Origin of the sequence: Burkholderia sp. Ac-20384, from assembly GCF_017104605.1 — a bacterium.
Classification (GTDB): Bacteria; Pseudomonadota; Gammaproteobacteria; order Burkholderiales; family Burkholderiaceae; genus Burkholderia; species Burkholderia lata.
Genome location: NZ_JAAGPE010000026.1, coordinates 18,366 through 35,852, shown reverse-complemented (window position 1 = coordinate 35,852; position 17,487 = coordinate 18,366). Strand labels below are relative to the sequence as shown.

At 65.3% G+C, this 17,487-nt stretch carries 17 protein-coding genes and 1 tRNA gene; 12 read left to right on the top strand and 6 right to left on the bottom strand.

Annotated elements, in window-relative coordinates; genetic code table 11:
* Positions 1-15 precede the first annotated feature (15 nt).
* The 8 genes from glmM to phoR all read left to right on the top strand — a co-directional run bounded on the left by glmM (position 16) and on the right by phoR (position 8,527).
* A complete protein-coding gene (gene glmM / locus G3O00_RS07725) occupies positions 16-1,371 on the top strand; it encodes a phosphoglucosamine mutase (RefSeq protein ID WP_174935418.1) in 1,356 nt (451 codons plus the stop codon).
* A 453-nt stretch (positions 1,372-1,824) separates the two neighbouring features.
* Positions 1,825-2,859 carry a phosphate ABC transporter substrate-binding protein PstS gene (gene pstS, locus G3O00_RS07720; RefSeq protein ID WP_166963134.1) on the top strand — a complete coding sequence of 345 codons (1,035 nt, stop codon included), beginning with the start codon at positions 1,825-1,827 and terminating at the stop codon, positions 2,857-2,859.
* Positions 2,860-2,953: 94 nt separating this feature from the next.
* Complete coding sequence (gene pstC, locus G3O00_RS07715; RefSeq protein ID WP_206142626.1) at positions 2,954-3,940, top strand: phosphate ABC transporter permease PstC; 987 nt, start codon at positions 2,954-2,956, stop codon at positions 3,938-3,940.
* Positions 3,937-4,830 (top strand): phosphate ABC transporter permease PstA, encoded by an 894-nt coding sequence (gene pstA, locus G3O00_RS07710; protein ID WP_206121885.1) that lies wholly within the window; start codon positions 3,937-3,939, stop codon positions 4,828-4,830. Before pstC ends, pstA begins: the two co-directional genes overlap by 4 nt.
* 15 nt (positions 4,831-4,845) lie before the next feature.
* Positions 4,846-5,694 carry a phosphate ABC transporter ATP-binding protein PstB gene (gene pstB / locus G3O00_RS07705; protein WP_206142625.1) on the top strand — a complete coding sequence of 283 codons (849 nt, stop codon included), beginning with the start codon at positions 4,846-4,848 and terminating at the stop codon, positions 5,692-5,694.
* 18 nt (positions 5,695-5,712) lie between these two features.
* Positions 5,713-6,417 carry a phosphate signaling complex protein PhoU gene (gene phoU, locus G3O00_RS07700; RefSeq protein ID WP_174983237.1) on the top strand — a complete coding sequence of 235 codons (705 nt, stop codon included), beginning with the start codon at positions 5,713-5,715 and terminating at the stop codon, positions 6,415-6,417.
* A 31-nt stretch (positions 6,418-6,448) separates the two neighbouring features.
* On the top strand, positions 6,449-7,150 hold the full coding sequence (gene phoB, locus G3O00_RS07695) for a phosphate regulon transcriptional regulator PhoB (protein ID WP_011351614.1): 702 nt from the start codon (positions 6,449-6,451) through the stop codon (positions 7,148-7,150).
* Positions 7,151-7,207: 57 nt separating this feature from the next.
* Positions 7,208-8,527 (top strand): phosphate regulon sensor histidine kinase PhoR, encoded by a 1,320-nt coding sequence (gene phoR, locus G3O00_RS07690; RefSeq protein WP_174935416.1) that lies wholly within the window; start codon positions 7,208-7,210, stop codon positions 8,525-8,527.
* Positions 8,528-8,654: 127 nt separating this feature from the next.
* On the opposite strand, the gene ppk1 is transcribed toward phoR, so the two are convergent.
* A complete protein-coding gene (gene ppk1 / locus G3O00_RS07685; protein ID WP_206142624.1) occupies positions 8,655-10,718 on the bottom strand; it encodes a polyphosphate kinase 1 in 2,064 nt (687 codons plus the stop codon).
* 279 nt (positions 10,719-10,997) lie between these two features.
* Between ppk1 and ppx the strand changes: the two genes are divergently transcribed.
* Entirely contained in the window at positions 10,998-12,512 is a 1,515-nt protein-coding gene (gene ppx, locus G3O00_RS07680) for an exopolyphosphatase (RefSeq protein ID WP_011351617.1), read from the top strand.
* Between the two features lie 95 nt (positions 12,513-12,607).
* On the opposite strand, the gene G3O00_RS07675 is transcribed toward ppx, so the two are convergent.
* Entirely contained in the window at positions 12,608-13,042 is a 435-nt protein-coding gene (locus G3O00_RS07675; RefSeq protein ID WP_206142623.1) for a hypothetical protein, read from the bottom strand.
* Between the two features lie 354 nt (positions 13,043-13,396).
* A tRNA-Pro gene (locus G3O00_RS07670) sits at positions 13,397-13,473 on the bottom strand.
* Between the two features lie 160 nt (positions 13,474-13,633).
* On the opposite strand from G3O00_RS07670, the gene sixA reads away from it, so the two are divergent.
* Positions 13,634-14,095 (top strand): phosphohistidine phosphatase SixA, encoded by a 462-nt coding sequence (sixA, locus tag G3O00_RS07665; RefSeq protein ID WP_174935381.1) that lies wholly within the window; start codon positions 13,634-13,636, stop codon positions 14,093-14,095.
* Between the two features lie 170 nt (positions 14,096-14,265).
* A complete protein-coding gene (locus G3O00_RS07660) occupies positions 14,266-15,072 on the top strand; it encodes a GNAT family N-acyltransferase (protein ID WP_011351620.1) in 807 nt (268 codons plus the stop codon).
* Between the two features lie 201 nt (positions 15,073-15,273).
* Here the strand turns inward: G3O00_RS07660 and G3O00_RS07655 are convergent, their stop codons facing one another.
* Positions 15,274-15,444, bottom strand: a complete 171-nt coding sequence (locus tag G3O00_RS07655) for a hypothetical protein (protein ID WP_011351621.1) — start codon at positions 15,442-15,444, stop codon at positions 15,274-15,276.
* A 136-nt stretch (positions 15,445-15,580) separates the two neighbouring features.
* On the opposite strand from G3O00_RS07655, the gene G3O00_RS07650 reads away from it, so the two are divergent.
* Positions 15,581-15,757, top strand: a complete 177-nt coding sequence (locus G3O00_RS07650; protein WP_206142622.1) for a hypothetical protein — start codon at positions 15,581-15,583, stop codon at positions 15,755-15,757.
* 19 nt (positions 15,758-15,776) lie between these two features.
* Here the strand turns inward: G3O00_RS07650 and G3O00_RS07645 are convergent, their stop codons facing one another.
* Together G3O00_RS07645 and G3O00_RS07640 are read right to left on the bottom strand one after the other, a co-directional pair.
* Positions 15,777-17,141: an MATE family efflux transporter gene (locus G3O00_RS07645; RefSeq protein WP_206142621.1), complete on the bottom strand. Its 1,365-nt coding sequence runs from the start codon at positions 17,139-17,141 to the stop codon at positions 15,777-15,779.
* Positions 17,142-17,151: 10 nt separating this feature from the next.
* Positions 17,152-17,475, bottom strand: a complete 324-nt coding sequence (locus G3O00_RS07640) for a DUF2288 domain-containing protein (RefSeq protein WP_206142620.1) — start codon at positions 17,473-17,475, stop codon at positions 17,152-17,154.
* Positions 17,476-17,487: the final 12 nt, after the last annotated feature.

Below are 17,487 nucleotides of genomic sequence, written 5' to 3'. Positions count from 1 at the left end.
GGAGGAAGATTCGCTATGGGACGTCGATATTTCGGCACGGACGGTATTCGCGGCACGGTGGGCGAGGCGCCCATCACACCGGATTTCGTGTTGCGCCTCGGCTACGCGGCCGGCAAGGTACTGGCCAGCTCGGCCGAGGTCGCGGCGGGCTCGCGTCCGACCGTGCTGATCGGCAAGGACACGCGCGTGTCGGGCTACATGCTCGAAGCCGCGCTCGAGGCCGGGTTCTCGGCGGCGGGCGTCGACGTGATGCTGGCCGGCCCGATGCCGACGCCGGGCGTCGCGTACCTGACGCGTGCGCTGCGCCTGTCGGCGGGCGTCGTGATCAGCGCATCGCACAACCCGTATCACGACAACGGGATCAAGTTTTTCTCCGCTGACGGCAACAAGCTGCCGGACGACACCGAAGCCGCGATCGAAGCGTGGCTCGACAAGCCGCTCGAATGCGCATCGTCCGACGGTCTCGGCAAGGCGCGTCGCCTCGACGACGCGGCCGGCCGCTACATCGAGTTCTGCAAGAGCACGTTCCCGGCCGCGTTCAACCTGCGCGGGCTGAAGCTCGTGATCGACTGTGCGCACGGTGCCGCGTACCAGATCGCGCCGCACGTGTTCCACGAACTCGGCGCGGACGTGATCCCGATCGGCGTCGCGCCGAACGGCTTCAACATCAACGACGGCGTCGGTGCGACCGCGCCTGACGCGCTGGTGCGCGCGGTGCGTGCGAACCACGCCGATCTCGGCATTGCGCTCGACGGCGATGCGGACCGCCTGCAGGTCGTCGACGCGACCGGTCGCCTGTACAACGGCGACGAGCTGCTCTACGTGCTCGTGAAGGACCGGATCGCGACCGACGGGAAGGTCGAAGGTGCGGTCGGTACGTTGATGACGAACCTTGCGGTCGAAGTCGCGCTGCAGCGCGAGGGCGTGAAGTTCGTCCGTGCGGCGGTCGGCGATCGCTACGTGCTCGAGCAGTTGCGCGAGCACGGCTGGCAGCTCGGCGCGGAAGGTTCGGGCCACATCCTGTCGCTCGATCGCCATTCAACCGGCGACGGCATCGTGTCGGCGCTGCTCGTGCTGGCCGCGCTGAAGCGCAGCGGCCAGACCCTCGCGCAGATGCTCGACGGCGTCACGCTGTTCCCGCAGAAGCTGATCAACGTGCGGATGAAGCCGGGCGCCGACTGGAAGGGCAGCACGTCGATTCGCGCGGCGATCGACACAGCCGAAGCCGCGCTCGCCGGCAGCGGCCGCGTGCTGATCCGCGCATCGGGTACCGAGCCCGTGCTGCGCGTGATGGTCGAAGCGCAGCAGGCCGCTGACGCGGTCCGCCATGCGGAGACGATCGCCGACGCGGTGCGCGCGGCGACGACCTGACGCGCGGACCCGGCGCGGACAGGTCAAACGCCTGCGCGCCGGCGCTCCAGTGAATCCGCTCGCGGCGCCTTCGGGGCGCCGCGATTTCGTCAGACGCAAAGGTTTGCGATACCTGTAAGTGGGGCGCGTCGCCCACCTTGTTCCACGGTCGAGAAATCGTCTGACCCCTGATATCGGGCCAGTCACGAGCGGGGGCTTTCCATTGCGCAGACGCTGCGCTACGATCCGCTCGCACCCAGGTGAAACGGGTAGTCTCCCGTCCCTTCCGGGCAGGCAATTCTTGCCGCCACCGCCGTTCCGGCGCCGTCCGGGCGCCGCGCGCACCGCACCCGATACTCCCTTTCAACCAGTCATGTTACTGTCACGCCAGTTTCATCGATTGTCACATTACCGTCATGAGGACCCCCTAACCTTCGCGGTGCCGTAGTCATCCGCTCACACACTGGAGGTCTCATGAAATTGATGCAAACCGCGATTGCCGGCCTGGCTGGCGCGCTTTTCGCCGTCGCCGCTCACGCTGCCGACATCACGGGCGCAGGCAGCACGTTCGCGATGCCGATCTATACGAAATGGGCTGCTGACTACCAGCAGACCGGCGGCGCGAAGGTCAACTACCAAGGTATCGGCTCGTCGGGCGGCCTGAAGCAGATCGTCGCGAAGACGGTCGATTTTGCCGGTTCGGACGCTCCGCTGAAGGATGACGAGCTTGCAAAGGAAGGCCTGTTCCAGTTCCCGACGGTGGTCGGCGGCGTGGTGCCGGTCATCAACGTGCCGGGCGTGAAGGCCGGTGAACTGACGCTGTCGGGCCCGGTGCTCGGCGACATCTACCTCGGCAAGATCAAGAAGTGGAACGACCCGGCGATCGCCGCGCTGAACCCGAAGGTCAAGCTGCCGGACACGGACATCGCCGTGGTTCGCCGCGCTGACGGCTCGGGCACGAGCTTCATCTGGACGAACTACCTGTCGAAGGTCAACGACGAGTGGAAGTCGAAGGTCGGCGAAGGCACGACGGTCAACTGGCCGACGGGCACGGGCGGCAAGGGCAACGACGGCGTCGCAGCCTTCGTGCAGCGCCTGCCGGGCGCGGTCGGCTACGTCGAATGGGCGTACGCGAAGAAGAACAACATGGTCTACACGGCCCTGAAGAATTCGACGGGCACGGTGGTCGAGCCGAAGACGGAAACGTTCAAGGCCGCTGCTGCAGGCGCGAACTGGTCGAAGTCGTTCTACCAGATCCTGACGAACCAGCCGGGCAAGGAAGCATGGCCGGTCGTCGGCGCGACGTTCGTGCTGCTGCACGCGAAGCAGGAGAAGCCGGAGCAGGGCGCGGAAACGCTGAAGTTCTTCAGCTGGGCGTTCAAGAACGGCGAGAAGGCTGCTGACAGCCTCGACTACATCTCGCTGCCGCCGGCAGTCGAAGTGGAAATCCGCAAGCAGTGGAAGGCGAAGGTGACGGACGCTTCGGGCAAGTCGGTCGCCGCCGAGTAAGTATTGCAGCGGTTCGCTGCCCGGCCGTACCGGTCGGGCAGTGTGTGCGGTAAAGCCGGGCGTTACGGCGCTCGGCAATCAAAAGCAGGCACCCATGTCTGATATTTCCTATACGTCCTCACGGTCCGCCGACGTTGCGCAGCAACGCGCGCCGAGCCGCCTCGGGGATGTCGTATTCGGCGGTCTTGCACGGCTTGCCGCCATCGTGACCCTGCTGCTGCTCGGCGGGATCATCGTTTCCCTGATCATTGCGTCGATGCCGACCATCCAGAAGTTCGGCCTCGGCTTCCTGTGGCAATCCGAGTGGGATCCCAACTCGGACATCTACGGCGCGCTGGTGCCGATCTACGGCACGATCGTGACGTCGATCATCGCGCTCGTCATCGCGGTGCCGGTCAGCTTCGGCATCGCACTGTTCCTCACCGAGCTGTCGCCCGTGTGGCTGCGCCGCCCGCTCGGCATCGCGATCGAGCTGCTCGCCGCGATTCCGTCGATCGTGTACGGCATGTGGGGCCTGCTCGTGTTCGCGCCGATCTTCGCGGAATACTTCCAGAAACCGCTCGGCCACCTGTTCAAGGACGTCTGGATTCTCGGGCCGCTGACCGCCGGCCCGCCGATCGGTATCGGCATCCTCGCAGCCGGCGTGATCCTCGCGATCATGATCATCCCGTACATCGCATCGGTGATGCGTGACGTGTTCGAAGTCACGCCCGTGCTGCTGAAGGAATCGGCATACGGGATCGGCTGCACGACCTGGGAAGTGATGTGGAAGGTCGTCCTGCCCTATACGAAGACCGGTGTGATCGGCGGCGTGATGCTCGGCCTCGGCCGCGCGCTCGGCGAGACGATGGCCGTGACCTTCGTGATCGGCAACACGAACCTGCTCGACAGCATTTCTCTGTTCGCGCCGGGCAACAGCATCACGTCGGCGCTCGCGAACGAATTCGCTGAAGCGCAACCGGGCCTGCATACGTCCGCGCTGATGGAACTGGGCCTGATCCTGTTCGTGATCACGTTCATCGTGCTGTCCATCTCCAAACTGCTGCTGCTTCGTCTCGAGAAGGGAGAGGGCAAGAAATGAGCGAGCCCATCATGAATTTCCCGGGTCCGGACGGCGCCGTGCTCGACGCGATGCGCAACCGCCTGCAGCGCAAGCGCAAGGCCATCAACGCGATCGCGCTGGCCGCATCGCTCGGCGCGATGGCCTTCGGCCTGCTGTGGCTCGTGTGGATTCTCTACACGACGGTGCATCTCGGCGTGAGCGGCCTGTCGCTGCAACTGTTCACGGAATCGACGCCGGCACCGAACACGGAAGGCGGCGGTCTCGCGAACGCGATCGTCGGCAGCCTGCTGCTGTGCGGCTTCGGCACGCTGGTCGGCACGCCGATCGGCATCCTCGCGGGCGTCTATCTCGCCGAATACGGCCAGAAGAACTTGCTGGCGAGCACGATCCGCTTCATCAACGACATCCTGCTGTCCGCGCCGTCGATCGTGATCGGCCTGTTCGTGTATGCGATCGTCGTCGCGAAGTCGGGGCGCTTCTCGGGCTGGGCCGGCGTGATCGCGCTCGCCCTGCTGCAGATTCCGATCGTGATCCGCACGACCGAGAACATGCTGAAGCTCGTGCCGAACGCGCTGCGTGAAGCGGCCTTCGCGCTCGGTACGCCGAAATGGCGCATGGTGCTGAAGATCACGCTGCGCGCGTCGGTCGGCGGGATCGTGACGGGCGTGCTGCTCGCCATCGCACGGATCGCCGGCGAAACGGCGCCGCTGCTGTTCACCGCGCTGTCGAACCAGTTCTTCTCGTGGGACATGAGCCAGCCGATGGCGAACCTGCCGGTCACGATCTACAAGTTCGCGATGAGCCCGTTCGCGGAATGGCAGTCGCTGGCGTGGGCGGGCGTGTTTCTGATTACGCTCGGGGTGCTCGGACTCAACATCCTGGCGCGCTCGATCTTCTCGAAAAAGTAACGGCGGAGCAATCCGATGAATATGGCAGAAAGCCACCTGAATCCTGTCGAGCGCACTGCAGCGCCGGCCGGCACGCAAGAAGCGGCGCACGGCCGTCCGCTCGAGCCGCTGAACGCGAAGATCGAGGTCAACAACCTCAACTTCTTCTACAACAAGTTCCATGCGCTGAAGAACATCAACCTGAGCATTCCCGAAGGGAAGGTGACGGCGTTCATCGGCCCGTCGGGCTGCGGCAAGTCGACGCTGCTGCGCACGTTCAACAAGATGTTCGCACTCTATCCGGAGCAGCGCGCCGAAGGCGAAATCATGATGGACGGCGAGAACCTGCTGACGACGAAGCGCGACATCTCGCTGCTGCGCGCGCGTATCGGCATGGTGTTCCAGAAGCCGACCCCGTTCCCGATGTCGATCTACGACAACATCGCGTTCGGCGTGAAGATGTTCGAAAAGCTCACGCGCTCGGAAATGGACGACCGCGTCGAGTGGGCGCTCACGAAGGCCGCGCTGTGGAACGAAGTGAAGGACAAGCTGAACCAGAGCGGCTACGGCCTCTCGGGCGGCCAGCAGCAGCGTCTGTGCATCGCGCGCGGCATCGCGATCCGTCCGGAAGTGCTGCTGCTCGACGAACCGTGCTCGGCGCTCGACCCGATCTCGACGGGCCGCATCGAAGAGCTGATCGCGGAGCTGAAGAGCGACTACACGGTCGTGATCGTCACGCACAACATGCAGCAGGCTGCACGCTGCTCGGATTTCACGGCCTACATGTACCTGGGCGAGCTGATCGAATTCGGCGAGACCGAAAGGATCTTCATCAAGCCGGTACGCAAGGAAACGGAAGACTACATCACCGGCCGCTTCGGCTGATGACGGAGAACAACAGCCATGTCGGATAAACATCTGTCGAGCCAGTTCGACGCGGACCTGAATGCCGTGTCGTCGAAAGTGCTGGAAATGGGCGGGCTCGTCGAGTCGCAGATCGTCGGCGCGATGCACGCGCTGAACGAATTCGATCGCGATACGGCCGAGAAGGTCATCGCGGCCGAGGAAACGCTGAATGCGATGGAAGTCGACATCGACCAGGAGTGCGGCAACATCATCGCGCGGAGACAGCCTGCTGCGCGTGACCTGCGCCTTTTGATGTCGATTTCGAAAACGATTACGAACCTCGAGCGCGCAGGCGACGAGGCCGAGAAGATCGCGAAGCGTGTACGCCGCCTGGTCGACGAGCCGGCCGCGCGCACGGTCAACATCGCCGAGATCAAGGTGTCGGGCGAGATGGCCGTGACGATCCTGCGCCGCGCGCTCGACGCGTTCGCGCGTCTCGATACGGTGGCCGCTGCACAGATCGTCAAGGACGACAAGGAAATCGACCTGGAATTCCGCGCTTTCGTGCGCAAGCTCGTGTCGTACATGCAGGAAGATCCGCGCACGATCTCGGTCGGCCTGGAATACCTGTTCATCGCGAAGGCGATCGAACGGATCGGCGACCACGCGAAGAACATCGCCGAATTCATCATCTACATCGTGAAGGGCACCGACGTGCGGCACCAGCCGCGCGACACGCTCGATCGCGAAGCCAACAGTTAATCGACTCCGTACAGGAAGAATAGAGGTGCCGATGCCCAGCAACATTCTCGTCGTTGAAGATGAGCCCGCGATTTCCGAACTGATCTCGGTGAATCTCCAGCACGCCGGTCACTGCCCGATCCGCGCGTACAACGCCGAACAGGCTCAAAACCTGATCAGCGACGTGCTTCCCGATCTCGTGCTGCTCGACTGGATGCTGCCGGGCAAGTCCGGTATCGCGTTCGCGCGCGACCTGCGCAACAACGAACGGACCAAGCACATCCCGATCATCATGCTGACTGCCCGCGGCGACGAGCAGGACAAGGTGCTCGGCCTCGAAATCGGCGCGGACGACTACGTGACGAAGCCGTTCTCGCCGAAGGAACTGATGGCGCGGATCAAGGCCGTGCTGCGCCGCCGCGCGCCGCAGCTGACCGAGGACGTCGTGGCGATCAACGGGTTGCGCCTCGACCCGGCCACGCATCGCGTCGCCGCGCATGCGGAAGGCAGCGAGATCAAGCTCGATCTCGGCCCGACCGAGTTCCGCCTGCTGCATTTCTTCATGACGCATCCGGAGCGCGTGCACAGCCGCACGCAACTGCTCGACCAGGTGTGGGGCGACCATGTATTCGTCGAGGAGCGTACCGTCGACGTGCACATCAAACGATTGCGCGCGGCCTTGAAACCCGCCGGCTGCGATGCGATGATCGAGACCGTGCGCGGCAGCGGCTACCGGCTCGCCAAGCACGCGTAACGTATCCACGCATGCCGTGTGCCACGGCATGCCGTTCATTCTTTCGGGCGCTGAATCATGAACATCATCTGGGCGCGCTTTCTGGTGTCGCTCGTGCTGCTCGTGCTGATCGGCGTATTGGTCGGCGTCTTCGCCGGCCCGACCGCGGGCCTCGTGTTCGTGGTCGTGATGCTGGTCGCGCAGGGCTTTTTCAGCACCTTTCATACGCAGCGTCTGTGGCGGCTGCTCGATGCGCCGGTCTATGGCGAGGTGCCGAGTGCGCCGGGCATCTGGGGTGAGATCTACTATCGTCTGCACAAGCTCGCGAAGCAGTGGCATGCCCAGGTGCGTCAGGTCGAGCAGCAACATTCGCGCTTCATCCAGGCGATCCAGGCGTCGCCGAACGGCGTTGCGATGCTCGACGATCACGACCAGATCGAGTGGTGCAATGCGATCGCCGAGGTCCATTTCGGCCTCGACGCGAAGCGTGACTTGCGCCAGCACATCACCAACCTGGTGCGCCATCCCGAGTTCGTCCGCTACCTGAACGCACAGCATTACGACGAGACGCTCGTGATGCGCGGCATGGGCGACTCGCGGCAGAACGTGCTGGAAGTACAGGTGTTTCCGTACGGCGAGAATCGCAAGCTGCTGCTCACGCAGGACATCACCGAGCTCGAGCGGACCGATGCGATGCGGCGCGACTTCGTCGCGAACGTGTCGCACGAGTTGAAGACGCCGCTCACCGTGCTGTCGGGGTTCCTCGAGACGATGCGCGAGCTGCCGCTGAACGAGGAAGACCGTGCGCGCTATCTCGAGATGATGGAGCAGCAGGCCTCGCGGATGCGGCACATCGTGACCGACCTGCTGGTGCTCGCGAAGCTGGAGGGCGAGAGCAAGCCGCCGCTCGATCGCGCGATCGACATGCGTGCCGTGTTCGACCATCTGAAGGAGGACGCGCAGACACTGTCGAACGGGCATCACGACATCGCGTTCACGATCGACGAGACGCTCGGCGTCACCGGCGCGCAGACGGAGCTGTTCAGCGCATTCGCGAATCTCGTTACCAACGCGATCCGCTATACGCCGGAAGGCGGCAAGATCGTCGTGACGTGGCGGCGCGAAGGTGCACAGGGCGTGTTTTCCGTCACGGACAGCGGCTTCGGGATTCCGGCCGCCGACCTGCCGCGGCTGACCGAGCGTTTCTACCGCGTCGATCGCAGCCGTTCGCGCGACACGGGCGGCACGGGGCTCGGGCTCGCGATCGTCAAGCACGTGCTGCAGCGTCATGACGCGCACCTGTATGTGCAAAGCGAGGAAGGGCGCGGTAGCACGTTCACCGCGCGGTTCCCGGGCTCGCGCATCATCGCGATCCGGCCGGCCGCATACGAGGCATGATCGTGTAACGGCATCCGTCGCTCGTTCGGCGAGCGGCGGCATGCTGGATCCGCAATAAAAAAGCGCAGCCCGCGGGCTGCGCTTTTTTGTGGGCGACGCGGCGCGCGACTCGCGCCGCGCTACCGGTTCAAGAACAGAACTTCGCGAGCAACCCGAGTTGCGCGTTGCGGATCGTCTTGCCGGCGCGACGGCGACGGTAGTGGCCGTCGCTGTGCATCTGCCATGCCGACTGGTTGTCGCCGAGGCACACCGACAGGCCTTCGGCGATCACGCGCCGCTTGAGCTTGCGATCGCGGATCGGGAACGCGACTTCGACGCGGCGGAACAGGTTGCGGTCCATCCAGTCGGCGCTCGACAGATAGACGTCCTCGGCACCGTTCGCGTGGAAATAGTAGATCCGGTGGTGCTCGAGGAAGCGGCCGACGATCGAGCGTACGGTGATGTTTTCCGACAGCCCCGGCACGCCGGGCTTCAGCGCGCAGACGCCGCGCACGATCAGGTCGACCTTGACGCCGGCCTGCGACGCTTCGTACAGCGCGGCGATCACCGTCGGCTCCAGCAGCGCGTTCATCTTCGCGACGACGCGTGCGCGCTTGCCGGCGCGCGCATTGTCGATCTCCGCACGGATCGCGTCGATGATGCGCGGATGCAGCGTGAACGGCGACTGCCACAGCTCGTGCAGCGTGAGCTCGCCGCCGATGCCGGTCAGTTGCTGGAACACGTGATGGACGTCCTCGCAGATCTTCTGGTCGGCCGTCATCAGCCCGAAGTCGGTGTAGAGGCGCGCCGTGCGCGGGTGGTAGTTGCCGGTGCCGAGGTGCACGTAGCGGCGCAGCGATGCCTTGCCGGCCTGCACGACGCGCCGCACGATCAGCATCATCTTCGCGTGGCACTTGTGGCCGACCACGCCGTACACGACATGCGCGCCGACGGCTTCGAGCTGCGACGCCCAGTTGATGTTGGTTTCCTCGTCGAAGCGCGCGAGCAGTTCGACGACGACCGTCACTTCCTTGCCGTTGCGCGCGGCTTCCATCAGCGCGTCCATCAGCGGCGAATCGGTGCCGGTGCGGTAGATCGTCTGCTTGATCGCAACGACGCTCGGATCCCGCGCGGCCTGCTGCAGCAGTTCGAGCACCGGCTGGAAACTCTCGTACGGGTGGTGCAGCAGGATGTCGCCGTTGTCGATCGCGTCGAACATCGTCGGCGCGTTCGTGATCGCGGACGGGGTCGACGCGGTGAACGGCGTAAACTTCAGGTCGGGGCGATCGACGAGATCGGGGATCTGCATCAGCCGCACGAGGTTCACCGATCCGGCCACGCGATAGCAGTCCTTCTCGCCGAGTTCGCTTTCCACGAGCAGGCGTCGCACGATGTGCGCCGGCGTGTCGGCCGACACCTCGAGGCGCACCGCGTTGCCAAGGTGGCGCGCGGGCAGTTCGCCCTGCAGTGCGACGCGCAGGTTCGTGATTTCGTCTTCGTCGACGAACAGCTCGCTGTTGCGCGTGATGCGGAACTGGTTGCAACTCTTCACGGTCAGTTGCGGGAAGAGCTCGCCGACGAAGTACTGCATGAACGAGCTCAGCAGCACGAAGCCGTGCTCGAAGCCCGACAGCGCGTGCGGCATGCGCACGACGCGCGGCAGCGCGCGCGGCGCCTGCACGATGCCCATCACGGCCTGGCGGCCGAATGCGTCGCGGCCTTCGAGTTCGACGACGAAGTTCAGGCTCTTGTTCAGCACGCGCGGGAACGGGTGGGCGGGATCGAGGCCGATCGGCGTCAGCACGGGCAGCAGCTCGTCGAGGAAGTAGTGCCGCGCCCATTCGAGCTGCTCGTCGTTCCACGTGTCGCTCGCATGGAAGTAGATGCCTTCCTGTTCGAGCGCGGGCAGCACGGTTTCGTGCAGCATCGTGTACTGTCGATGGACGAGCCGTTGCGCGCGTTCGACGACGAGATCGTAAGCATGTTGTAACGACATGCCGTCGGGCGTCAGTGCGCCGGGGTTGTCGCGGATCTGCTCCTGCAGCCCGGCCATCCGGACTTCGAAGAATTCGTCGAGGTTGCTGCTGGTGATGCAGATGAAGCGGAGGCGCTCGAGCAACGGGACTTGCGGATCGGCTGCCTGGGCCAGCACGCGCTCGTTGAAACCGAGGATGCCGAGTTCACGATTGAGAAGCGGATAACGGACGGACATCGGCAGAGTAGGGGGTGATTCGGGCGATGATTCGAAAGGACGCTCGGAAACTCTCACGGTACGATGACGTGCTGATGACAATAATGTAGTTATATCGGGAAATTCTACGCTGTAACCGTTTCGTCTCATAAATGTTTCGACGATATGCAAACGAGCGGTGTGCATGCCCGTGAAGCGTGGCAATGGCAAGCGTTCCACGCTTAAAATGTCGCCTTTGATTGATCGCCCAGGGTCGCCGCATAGGCTGCCGCGGGAGAACGCGCACGGAGCCCCCTTCTGATGGTTACAACCCCCCACTTGCTGGCTGCCGTGGATCTCGGCTCGAACAGCTTCCGGCTGATCGTCGGTCGTGTCGAGGAAACGCCGGCAGGCAGCCAGATCTATCCCGTCGACGCGTTGCGCGAGCCGGTCCGGCTGGCCGCGGGCCTGTCGAGCGACAAGATGCTCGATCGCGCGTCGCAGGAGCGTGGCTGGGAGGCGCTCAAGCGGTTCGGCGAGCGCCTGCGCGATTTCCATCCCGATCATGTGCGCGCGGTGGCGACCAACACGCTGCGCGTCGCGAAGAACGCGGGCGAATTTCTCGGTGAGGCCGAAGCGGCACTCGGTTTCCCGATCGAAGTGATTGCAGGCCGCGAAGAAGCGCGGCTGATCTATGCGGGTGCCGCGCACTCGGTGCCGGCAAGCGCCGGCAAGCGGCTCGTCGTCGACATCGGCGGCGGCTCCACCGAATTCATCATCGGCTCGCACTACACGCCGATCGTGATGGAGAGCCTCTATATCGGTTGCGTGAGCCACAGCCGCACGTTCTTCCCGGCAGGCAACGTCGACGAATACACGATGCGGCAGGCCGAACTCGCGGCCAAGCGCGAGATCCAGATCATTTCGAGCGAGTACAAGAAGGCGGGCTGGGACCAGGCGATCGGCTCTTCGGGCACCGCGCGTGCGCTTGCGGAGCTCGTCGAGGCGAATGGCTTCAACGATCCGGGGATTACGCACGGCATTTCGCGCGGCGGCCTCGAGCGGCTGAAGCGTGCGCTGATCAAGTCGGAGAACGTCAACCGGCTGAAGCTGGTCGCGCTGAAGCCCGATCGCGTGCCGGTGCTCGCGGGCGGCCTCGCGATCATGCTCGCGGTGTTCGAGGAGCTCGGTGTCGACTACGTCGATACGACCGACGGCGCGCTGCGTCTCGGTGTGCTGTACGACCTGCTCGGCCGGACGCAGCACGAGGACATGCGCGCGGTGACCGTCGAGGGCTTTACGCGCCGCTACGGTGTCGATCGTGCGCAGGCCGAGCGGATCGGCGCGCTGGCGGGGCGTTTCTTCGACGAACTCGAGGAAGCCGACGAAGAAGCGCGCGAGGAAGGGCGGATGTTCCTCGGCTGGGCGGCCGCGTTGCACGAGATCGGTTTGTCGATCTCGCACAGCTCATATCACAAGCATTCGGCTTATATCGCGAGCAACGCGGACATGCCGGGTTTTTCGCGCACCGACCAGGCGCGCCTCGCCGCGCTGGTGCTCGGTCACGCGGGCAAGCTCGGCAAGCTGTCGCAGGCGCGCGAGGTCGAGTGGCCGCTGCTGTTCTGCCTGCGGCTCGCGGCGCTGCTGTGCCGGCGCCGGACCGATGCCGGGCTGCCGGACATTTCCGTTTCGCAGATGAAGAAGGGCGGCTATGAAGTGCGCCTGCCGAGCGCGTGGGTCGAGCAGAACCCGCTGACCGACTACAGCCTCAGCCAGGAGGCGGCCGAGTGGGAGAAGGTCGGTATCCCGTATCGCGTGGTGTATACCGGCGCGTAACAGGTCAAGCGAGGTCGATAGCAGGGCTGGGAGGGGGCGGCAGCAGGAAGGCTGGGCGTCCCTCAGGCTTGCCGCATGATCGTCCTGACGGTCGCTCAGTCCGACGAGCAGACGATCGCAGTCAGGAACGGAAACGCCTGCTTGACGGTTGCGTCGCTGCCGGCCTTGCGCACGGCTTCCTCCACCGCACTTTTCGTACCGCGCACCACGACGCCATAGGCCCAGTCGCCGATCGGCGTGCCGTCGCCCGCGCGGAAGATCGGGTCGTTCGCCTGGTATCCGAGCACGACATAGACGCCGAAGCCGTACGCCGTCAGCGCATGGCTCGTGCGGAATGCATTGACCGAGTTCGATTCGACGTGCATCGGCTCCGACTGGATGTCGCCGGCGGCGAGCAGCGGTGCGACGAACTTGTGGCCGGTCGTATGGCAGTCGAGTGCGTCGTCGAGCGCTTTGGCCGACGCGGCGCCGGAAGTCGCGAGCGCGAGCAGCGATGCGCAGAGGGCGGTCTTGAGGATGTTGTTTTTCATGCGCGGAGGCGGGTTGTCCACGCGCATTATCGCGTGTTCCGGCAAGTGCCGTATGCGGGCTGCGGATGGCGCGTTGGCTCGGATGCCGTCGGCAACCCGATGGGCCGGCGAGGCGGGCGCTCGATCATTTCCAGCCAGTTTTCCTGCATCGAAAGCGAAAGGGCATCGGGCCATTCGCACTGCGCTGACCATTGAAGAATGGCCGCCGTGGCGCGTCGATCGTTGTCGCGTCGACGCCTCAATTGATCCCTACAATGAAATGAGGCGCTGCGAGCCGGGAATCCCGGTTGACGCTCAAAGGGCCCAGAAACGGAAAAGGGGCTACGGTGTTTAACCGTAACCCCTTGATTCCTTTGGTCGGAGCGATAGGATTCGAACCTACGACCCTCTGATCCCAAATCAGATGCGCTACCAGGCTGCGCTACGCTCCGACGAGCCAAAGATTGTATCTTTGAATGTCCGATCCGGTCAATCCCTATATGCGGGTAAATGCCGCGGCGGCGAGCCGTCCCGATTTGCGACAATTCGCCCGGTAATCGGCGGGCCCGGACGCATGGGCGCGGGGCCGCTCGCCGAAGCAAGGAGAACATCATGATGAACCTGATCCTGTGGCGCCACGCCGAAGCCGAAGACTACGCGTCGAGCGATCTCGCACGCCAGCTGACCGTCCGGGGCCGCAAGGACGCGCAGGCGATGGCCAAATGGCTGCGCGGGCGGCTCGAGACGAACTCGGTGATCCTCGCGAGCCCGGCGGCCCGCACCGTGCAGACCGTCGAAGCCCTGACCGACCAGTACCGGACGGTCGATGCGCTCGCACCGGGCGGCAGCGTCGACGACGTGCTGGCGGCGGCCGGCTGGCCGGAAGGCATCGCGCCGACGGTCGTGATCGTCGGGCACCAGCCGACGCTCGGCAGCGTGGCCGCGCAACTGATCGCCGGCGGCGACGACAGCTGGAGCGTCAAGAAGGGGGGAATCGTGTGGCTGGCGAGCCGCACGCGTGACGGCAGCCGGCAGGCCGTATTGCGCGCGGTATTGACGCCCGATCTGCTGTGAGGCCCGCCTGAAGGGCTTTGAAGGGATTCATCATACGGTTTCGCAAGCTTTCTGCTAAAGTCAATTCGGCGACACGTCATTGAAAGGACACGGTCGTGCCACATAACGGTCACGGCCGATTACTACATTGGCGGGCATGTCGTCCTATTCCTTACGACCAGGAAAGCCTAATGCGAGAACTGCCGACGCCTACGCTCCCTTTTGCCTCGCTGCCCCTCGACACGTCGCGGCGCCACCTGCCGCGCGCTGCTGAAACCGTCACCTCGGAGTATCGCCTGCGCGCCGCGTGGGCGCGTACGGAAGACGAATTGCGCGAAGCCCAGCGCCTGCGTTACAGCGTGTTCGCCGAAGAGATGGGCGCGCAGGTCAGCGGCCCCTCCGGTCTCGACGTCGATCCGTTCGATGCGTACTGCGACCACCTGCTGGTTCGCGATCTCGACACCCTGAAGGTCGTCGGCACGTACCGCGTGCTGCCGCCGCACCAGGCCGCGCGTGTCGGCCGCCTGTACGCCGAAGGCGAATTCGACCTGTCGCGCCTCACGCACCTGCGCGGCAAGATGGTCGAGGTCGGCCGTTCGTGCGTGCACAGCGACTACCGCAGCGGCGCCGTCATCATGGCGCTGTGGGGCGGTCTTGGCGCGTACATGATGCAGAACGGCTACGAGACGATGCTCGGCTGCGCGAGCGTGTCGATGGCCGACGGCGGCCACTATGCCGCGAACCTGTACCAGTCGCTGTCGGCAGGCTCGCTGACGGCGCCCGAATATCGCGCGTTCCCGCACACGGCCCTGCCGGTCGACGAACTGCAGACGGGCACCGTCGTGGCGCCGCCGCCGCTGATCAAGGGTTATCTGCGTCTCGGCGCGAAGATCTGCGGTGCGCCGGCCTGGGATCCCGACTTCAACTGCGCGGATTTCCTGACGCTGTTCCGCCTGTCCGACATCAACGCGCGCTACGCCCGCCACTTCCTGGGCTGAGCCGTCTGAACCGCGTCGCGCCCGTCCGGGCGCGCGCAAGCGAACGCCGCCGCGTGGCACGAGCCGCGCGGCGGCGTTCGTCCATCTGATCGATGTGTGTGAGTCGGACCCTGTTAATTTCGGCGATACGCAATCACCGGCGTGCCGCGGGACGGCACGTTCGGGAACGGCCCGGGGAAGGGCCGGACGGCAGCGGCGCGCTTAGTGCTTGCGCCGCCAGTCGAGCAGGTGGTGTTCGGCCATCCAGTGATGGATCATCCCTTCGCCTTCATGGCTGCGCTTGTATTCGCGCGACTCGAAGAACGACAGCGCGACGAGCACCATCAGACCGACGAACAGGCCGATCAGGCCGGCAATTTCTTCAGACGACATGGCAGCCTCCTTTCCACGGCACAGCGCCATGCGTACATAGTAGGACATGCGCGGCGCGACTCCGAAGCAGGATTTCCGCTAGACTCGGCGCGGTCCCGGCGTGCGATGGGCGCGCCGATTTCCGGAGCCATACCCGATGACCCGTTTCAAGCTGGCCGTGCTGGCCGCATTTTTCCTCGCCGGCTGTACCAGCGATCCGCATCAGGCCCGTCGCGGCCATCCGCCGGAAGATCCGGCCGACTATCACGGCGTGCCGACCGACATGACGCCGCCGTCGATGCTCGACGCGCCGCCGCCGAAACCCACGCAATAACGGCCGGTTCGGCCCGCCGTCAGGCGCGGGCCGTGGGCGCGTCGGTGCCGATGTGCCGCAACAGCGGAGGCAGGTAGCGCGCCAGCGTCGCGCCGCGCGCGGCCATGAACAGCAGCAGCGCGAACCAGAGGCCGTGATTGCCGAACGTGCCGACGGCGGCGAGCGTGGCCACGACGAAGATCGCGAACGATGCGACCATCGCACGCATCAGCGATTGCGTCTGCGTGGCGCCGATGAAGACGCCGTCGAGCAGGAAGCCCCAGACCGACACGATCGGCGAGATCGCGGCCCACGGCAGGTAACGCAGCGCCACTTCGCGGATCTCGGCCTGGTCGGTCAGGCGCGCGACGATCCAGCCGCCGGCGGCCCAGTACACGAGCGCGAACAGGAGCGCGCCGAGCGCCGACCAGAACAGCGTGACGCGCACGGCCTGCCGGAACGCGCTGCGGTCGCGCGCGCCGGCCGCCGCGCCGACGAGCGCCTCGGCCGCATGCGCGAAGCCGTCGAGGCCGTACGCCATGAACGTCTGGAAATTCAGCAGCAACGCGTTTGCCGCGAGCGTCGCATCGCCCTGTTTCGCACCGAGGTGCGCGAACCAGCCGAATGCGCCGAGCAGGCACAGCGTGCGCAGGAAGATGTCACGATTGAGTACGATCAGCCGCTTGAGCGCGACGCGATCGACGAGCGCACGTACCGCGATCGGCGCAAGGCCGCGCGGCCGCAGTCGCCACAGCATCCACGCGCCGAGCGCGAAACCGCATGCGTCGGCGGTGGCCGTCGCGGCGCCGATGCCGGCAATGCCCCAGCCGAAGCCATACACGTAGAGCAGCACGGCGCCGATGTTCACCGCATTGATGAACACCTGCGCGACGAGCGCGAGCCGCACGCGCTGCATGCCGAGCAGGTAGCCGAGCACGACGTAGTTCGCGAGCGCGAACGGTGCGCTCCAGATTCGCGCATGGCTGTAGGCAAGCGCCGTGGTGCGGACGGCATCGCTGCCGCCGAGCGCGGACAGCGCAAAGGACAGCAGCGGCACCTGCAGCGCCAGCACTGCGGCGCCGAGTGCGAACGCGACGATCAACGCGCGCAGCAGGTTCAGGCGGATTCCGGCAGCGTCGCCGGCACCGTGCGCCTGCGCGACGAGGCCGGTTGTCCCCATCCGCAGGAAACCGAACCCCCAGAACACGAAATTGAAGAACAGCCCGCCGAGCGCGACGCCGCCGAGGTACTGCGCGCCGTCGAGGTGGCCGGCGACGGCCGTGTCGACGGCGCCGAGGATCGGCTGGGTCAGGTTCGCAAGGACGATCGGGAACGCGAGCGCGAGGACACGCCGATGCGTGACGGCGGCGGAGCTCGCCCCGTTCGGTAACGCGGATTCGGACATGGCGGACGCGTCAGGCGCGTTCTTGCACGCAGACCCACGGCGATACGACGACCGCCCACAGCTCCGGGGTGCGCGCGGCGTAATCGGCGGCGGTTTCGGCCGGCATGCGCGCGACGAGGCCTGCCGACAGCCAGCGCGTGACCTGCTCGGCATCGTCGCCGGCAACGGCTTCCGCGACGCTGACGAGATCGAGGTCGCGTGCAACGGACAGCAGCTTGCCCTGCGCGAAGAAGCGTTCGAGATCGCACCAGTCGATCTTGGCGGTTTCGCCGAGGAGTTTGGCGTAGAGCGGGCTGTGCGACGCGCCCGCGTCGGAGTGGTGATCAGAGGACATCGTTTTCTTGGA

Bases quoted from the DNA above. Each gene is read 5' to 3' on its own strand.
- glmM (WP_174935418.1), top strand. From the start codon at position 16: ATGGGACGTCGATATTTCGGCACGGACGGTATTCGCGGCACGGTGGGC.
- pstS (WP_166963134.1), top strand. From the start codon at position 1,825: ATGAAATTGATGCAAACCGCGATTGCCGGCCTGGCTGGCGCGCTTTTC.
- pstC (WP_206142626.1), top strand. From the start codon at position 2,954: ATGTCTGATATTTCCTATACGTCCTCACGGTCCGCCGACGTTGCGCAG.
- pstA (WP_206121885.1), top strand. From the start codon at position 3,937: ATGAGCGAGCCCATCATGAATTTCCCGGGTCCGGACGGCGCCGTGCTC.
- pstB (WP_206142625.1), top strand. From the start codon at position 4,846: ATGAATATGGCAGAAAGCCACCTGAATCCTGTCGAGCGCACTGCAGCG.
- phoU (WP_174983237.1), top strand. From the start codon at position 5,713: ATGTCGGATAAACATCTGTCGAGCCAGTTCGACGCGGACCTGAATGCC.
- phoB (WP_011351614.1), top strand. From the start codon at position 6,449: ATGCCCAGCAACATTCTCGTCGTTGAAGATGAGCCCGCGATTTCCGAA.
- phoR (WP_174935416.1), top strand. From the start codon at position 7,208: ATGAACATCATCTGGGCGCGCTTTCTGGTGTCGCTCGTGCTGCTCGTG.
- ppk1 (WP_206142624.1), bottom strand. From the start codon at position 10,718: ATGTCCGTCCGTTATCCGCTTCTCAATCGTGAACTCGGCATCCTCGGT.
- ppx (WP_011351617.1), top strand. From the start codon at position 10,998: ATGGTTACAACCCCCCACTTGCTGGCTGCCGTGGATCTCGGCTCGAAC.
- G3O00_RS07675 (WP_206142623.1), bottom strand. From the start codon at position 13,042: ATGAAAAACAACATCCTCAAGACCGCCCTCTGCGCATCGCTGCTCGCG.
- sixA (WP_174935381.1), top strand. From the start codon at position 13,634: ATGATGAACCTGATCCTGTGGCGCCACGCCGAAGCCGAAGACTACGCG.
- G3O00_RS07660 (WP_011351620.1), top strand. From the start codon at position 14,266: ATGCGAGAACTGCCGACGCCTACGCTCCCTTTTGCCTCGCTGCCCCTC.
- G3O00_RS07655 (WP_011351621.1), bottom strand. From the start codon at position 15,444: ATGTCGTCTGAAGAAATTGCCGGCCTGATCGGCCTGTTCGTCGGTCTG.
- G3O00_RS07650 (WP_206142622.1), top strand. From the start codon at position 15,581: ATGACCCGTTTCAAGCTGGCCGTGCTGGCCGCATTTTTCCTCGCCGGC.
- G3O00_RS07645 (WP_206142621.1), bottom strand. From the start codon at position 17,141: ATGTCCGAATCCGCGTTACCGAACGGGGCGAGCTCCGCCGCCGTCACG.
- G3O00_RS07640 (WP_206142620.1), bottom strand. From the start codon at position 17,475: ATGTCCTCTGATCACCACTCCGACGCGGGCGCGTCGCACAGCCCGCTC.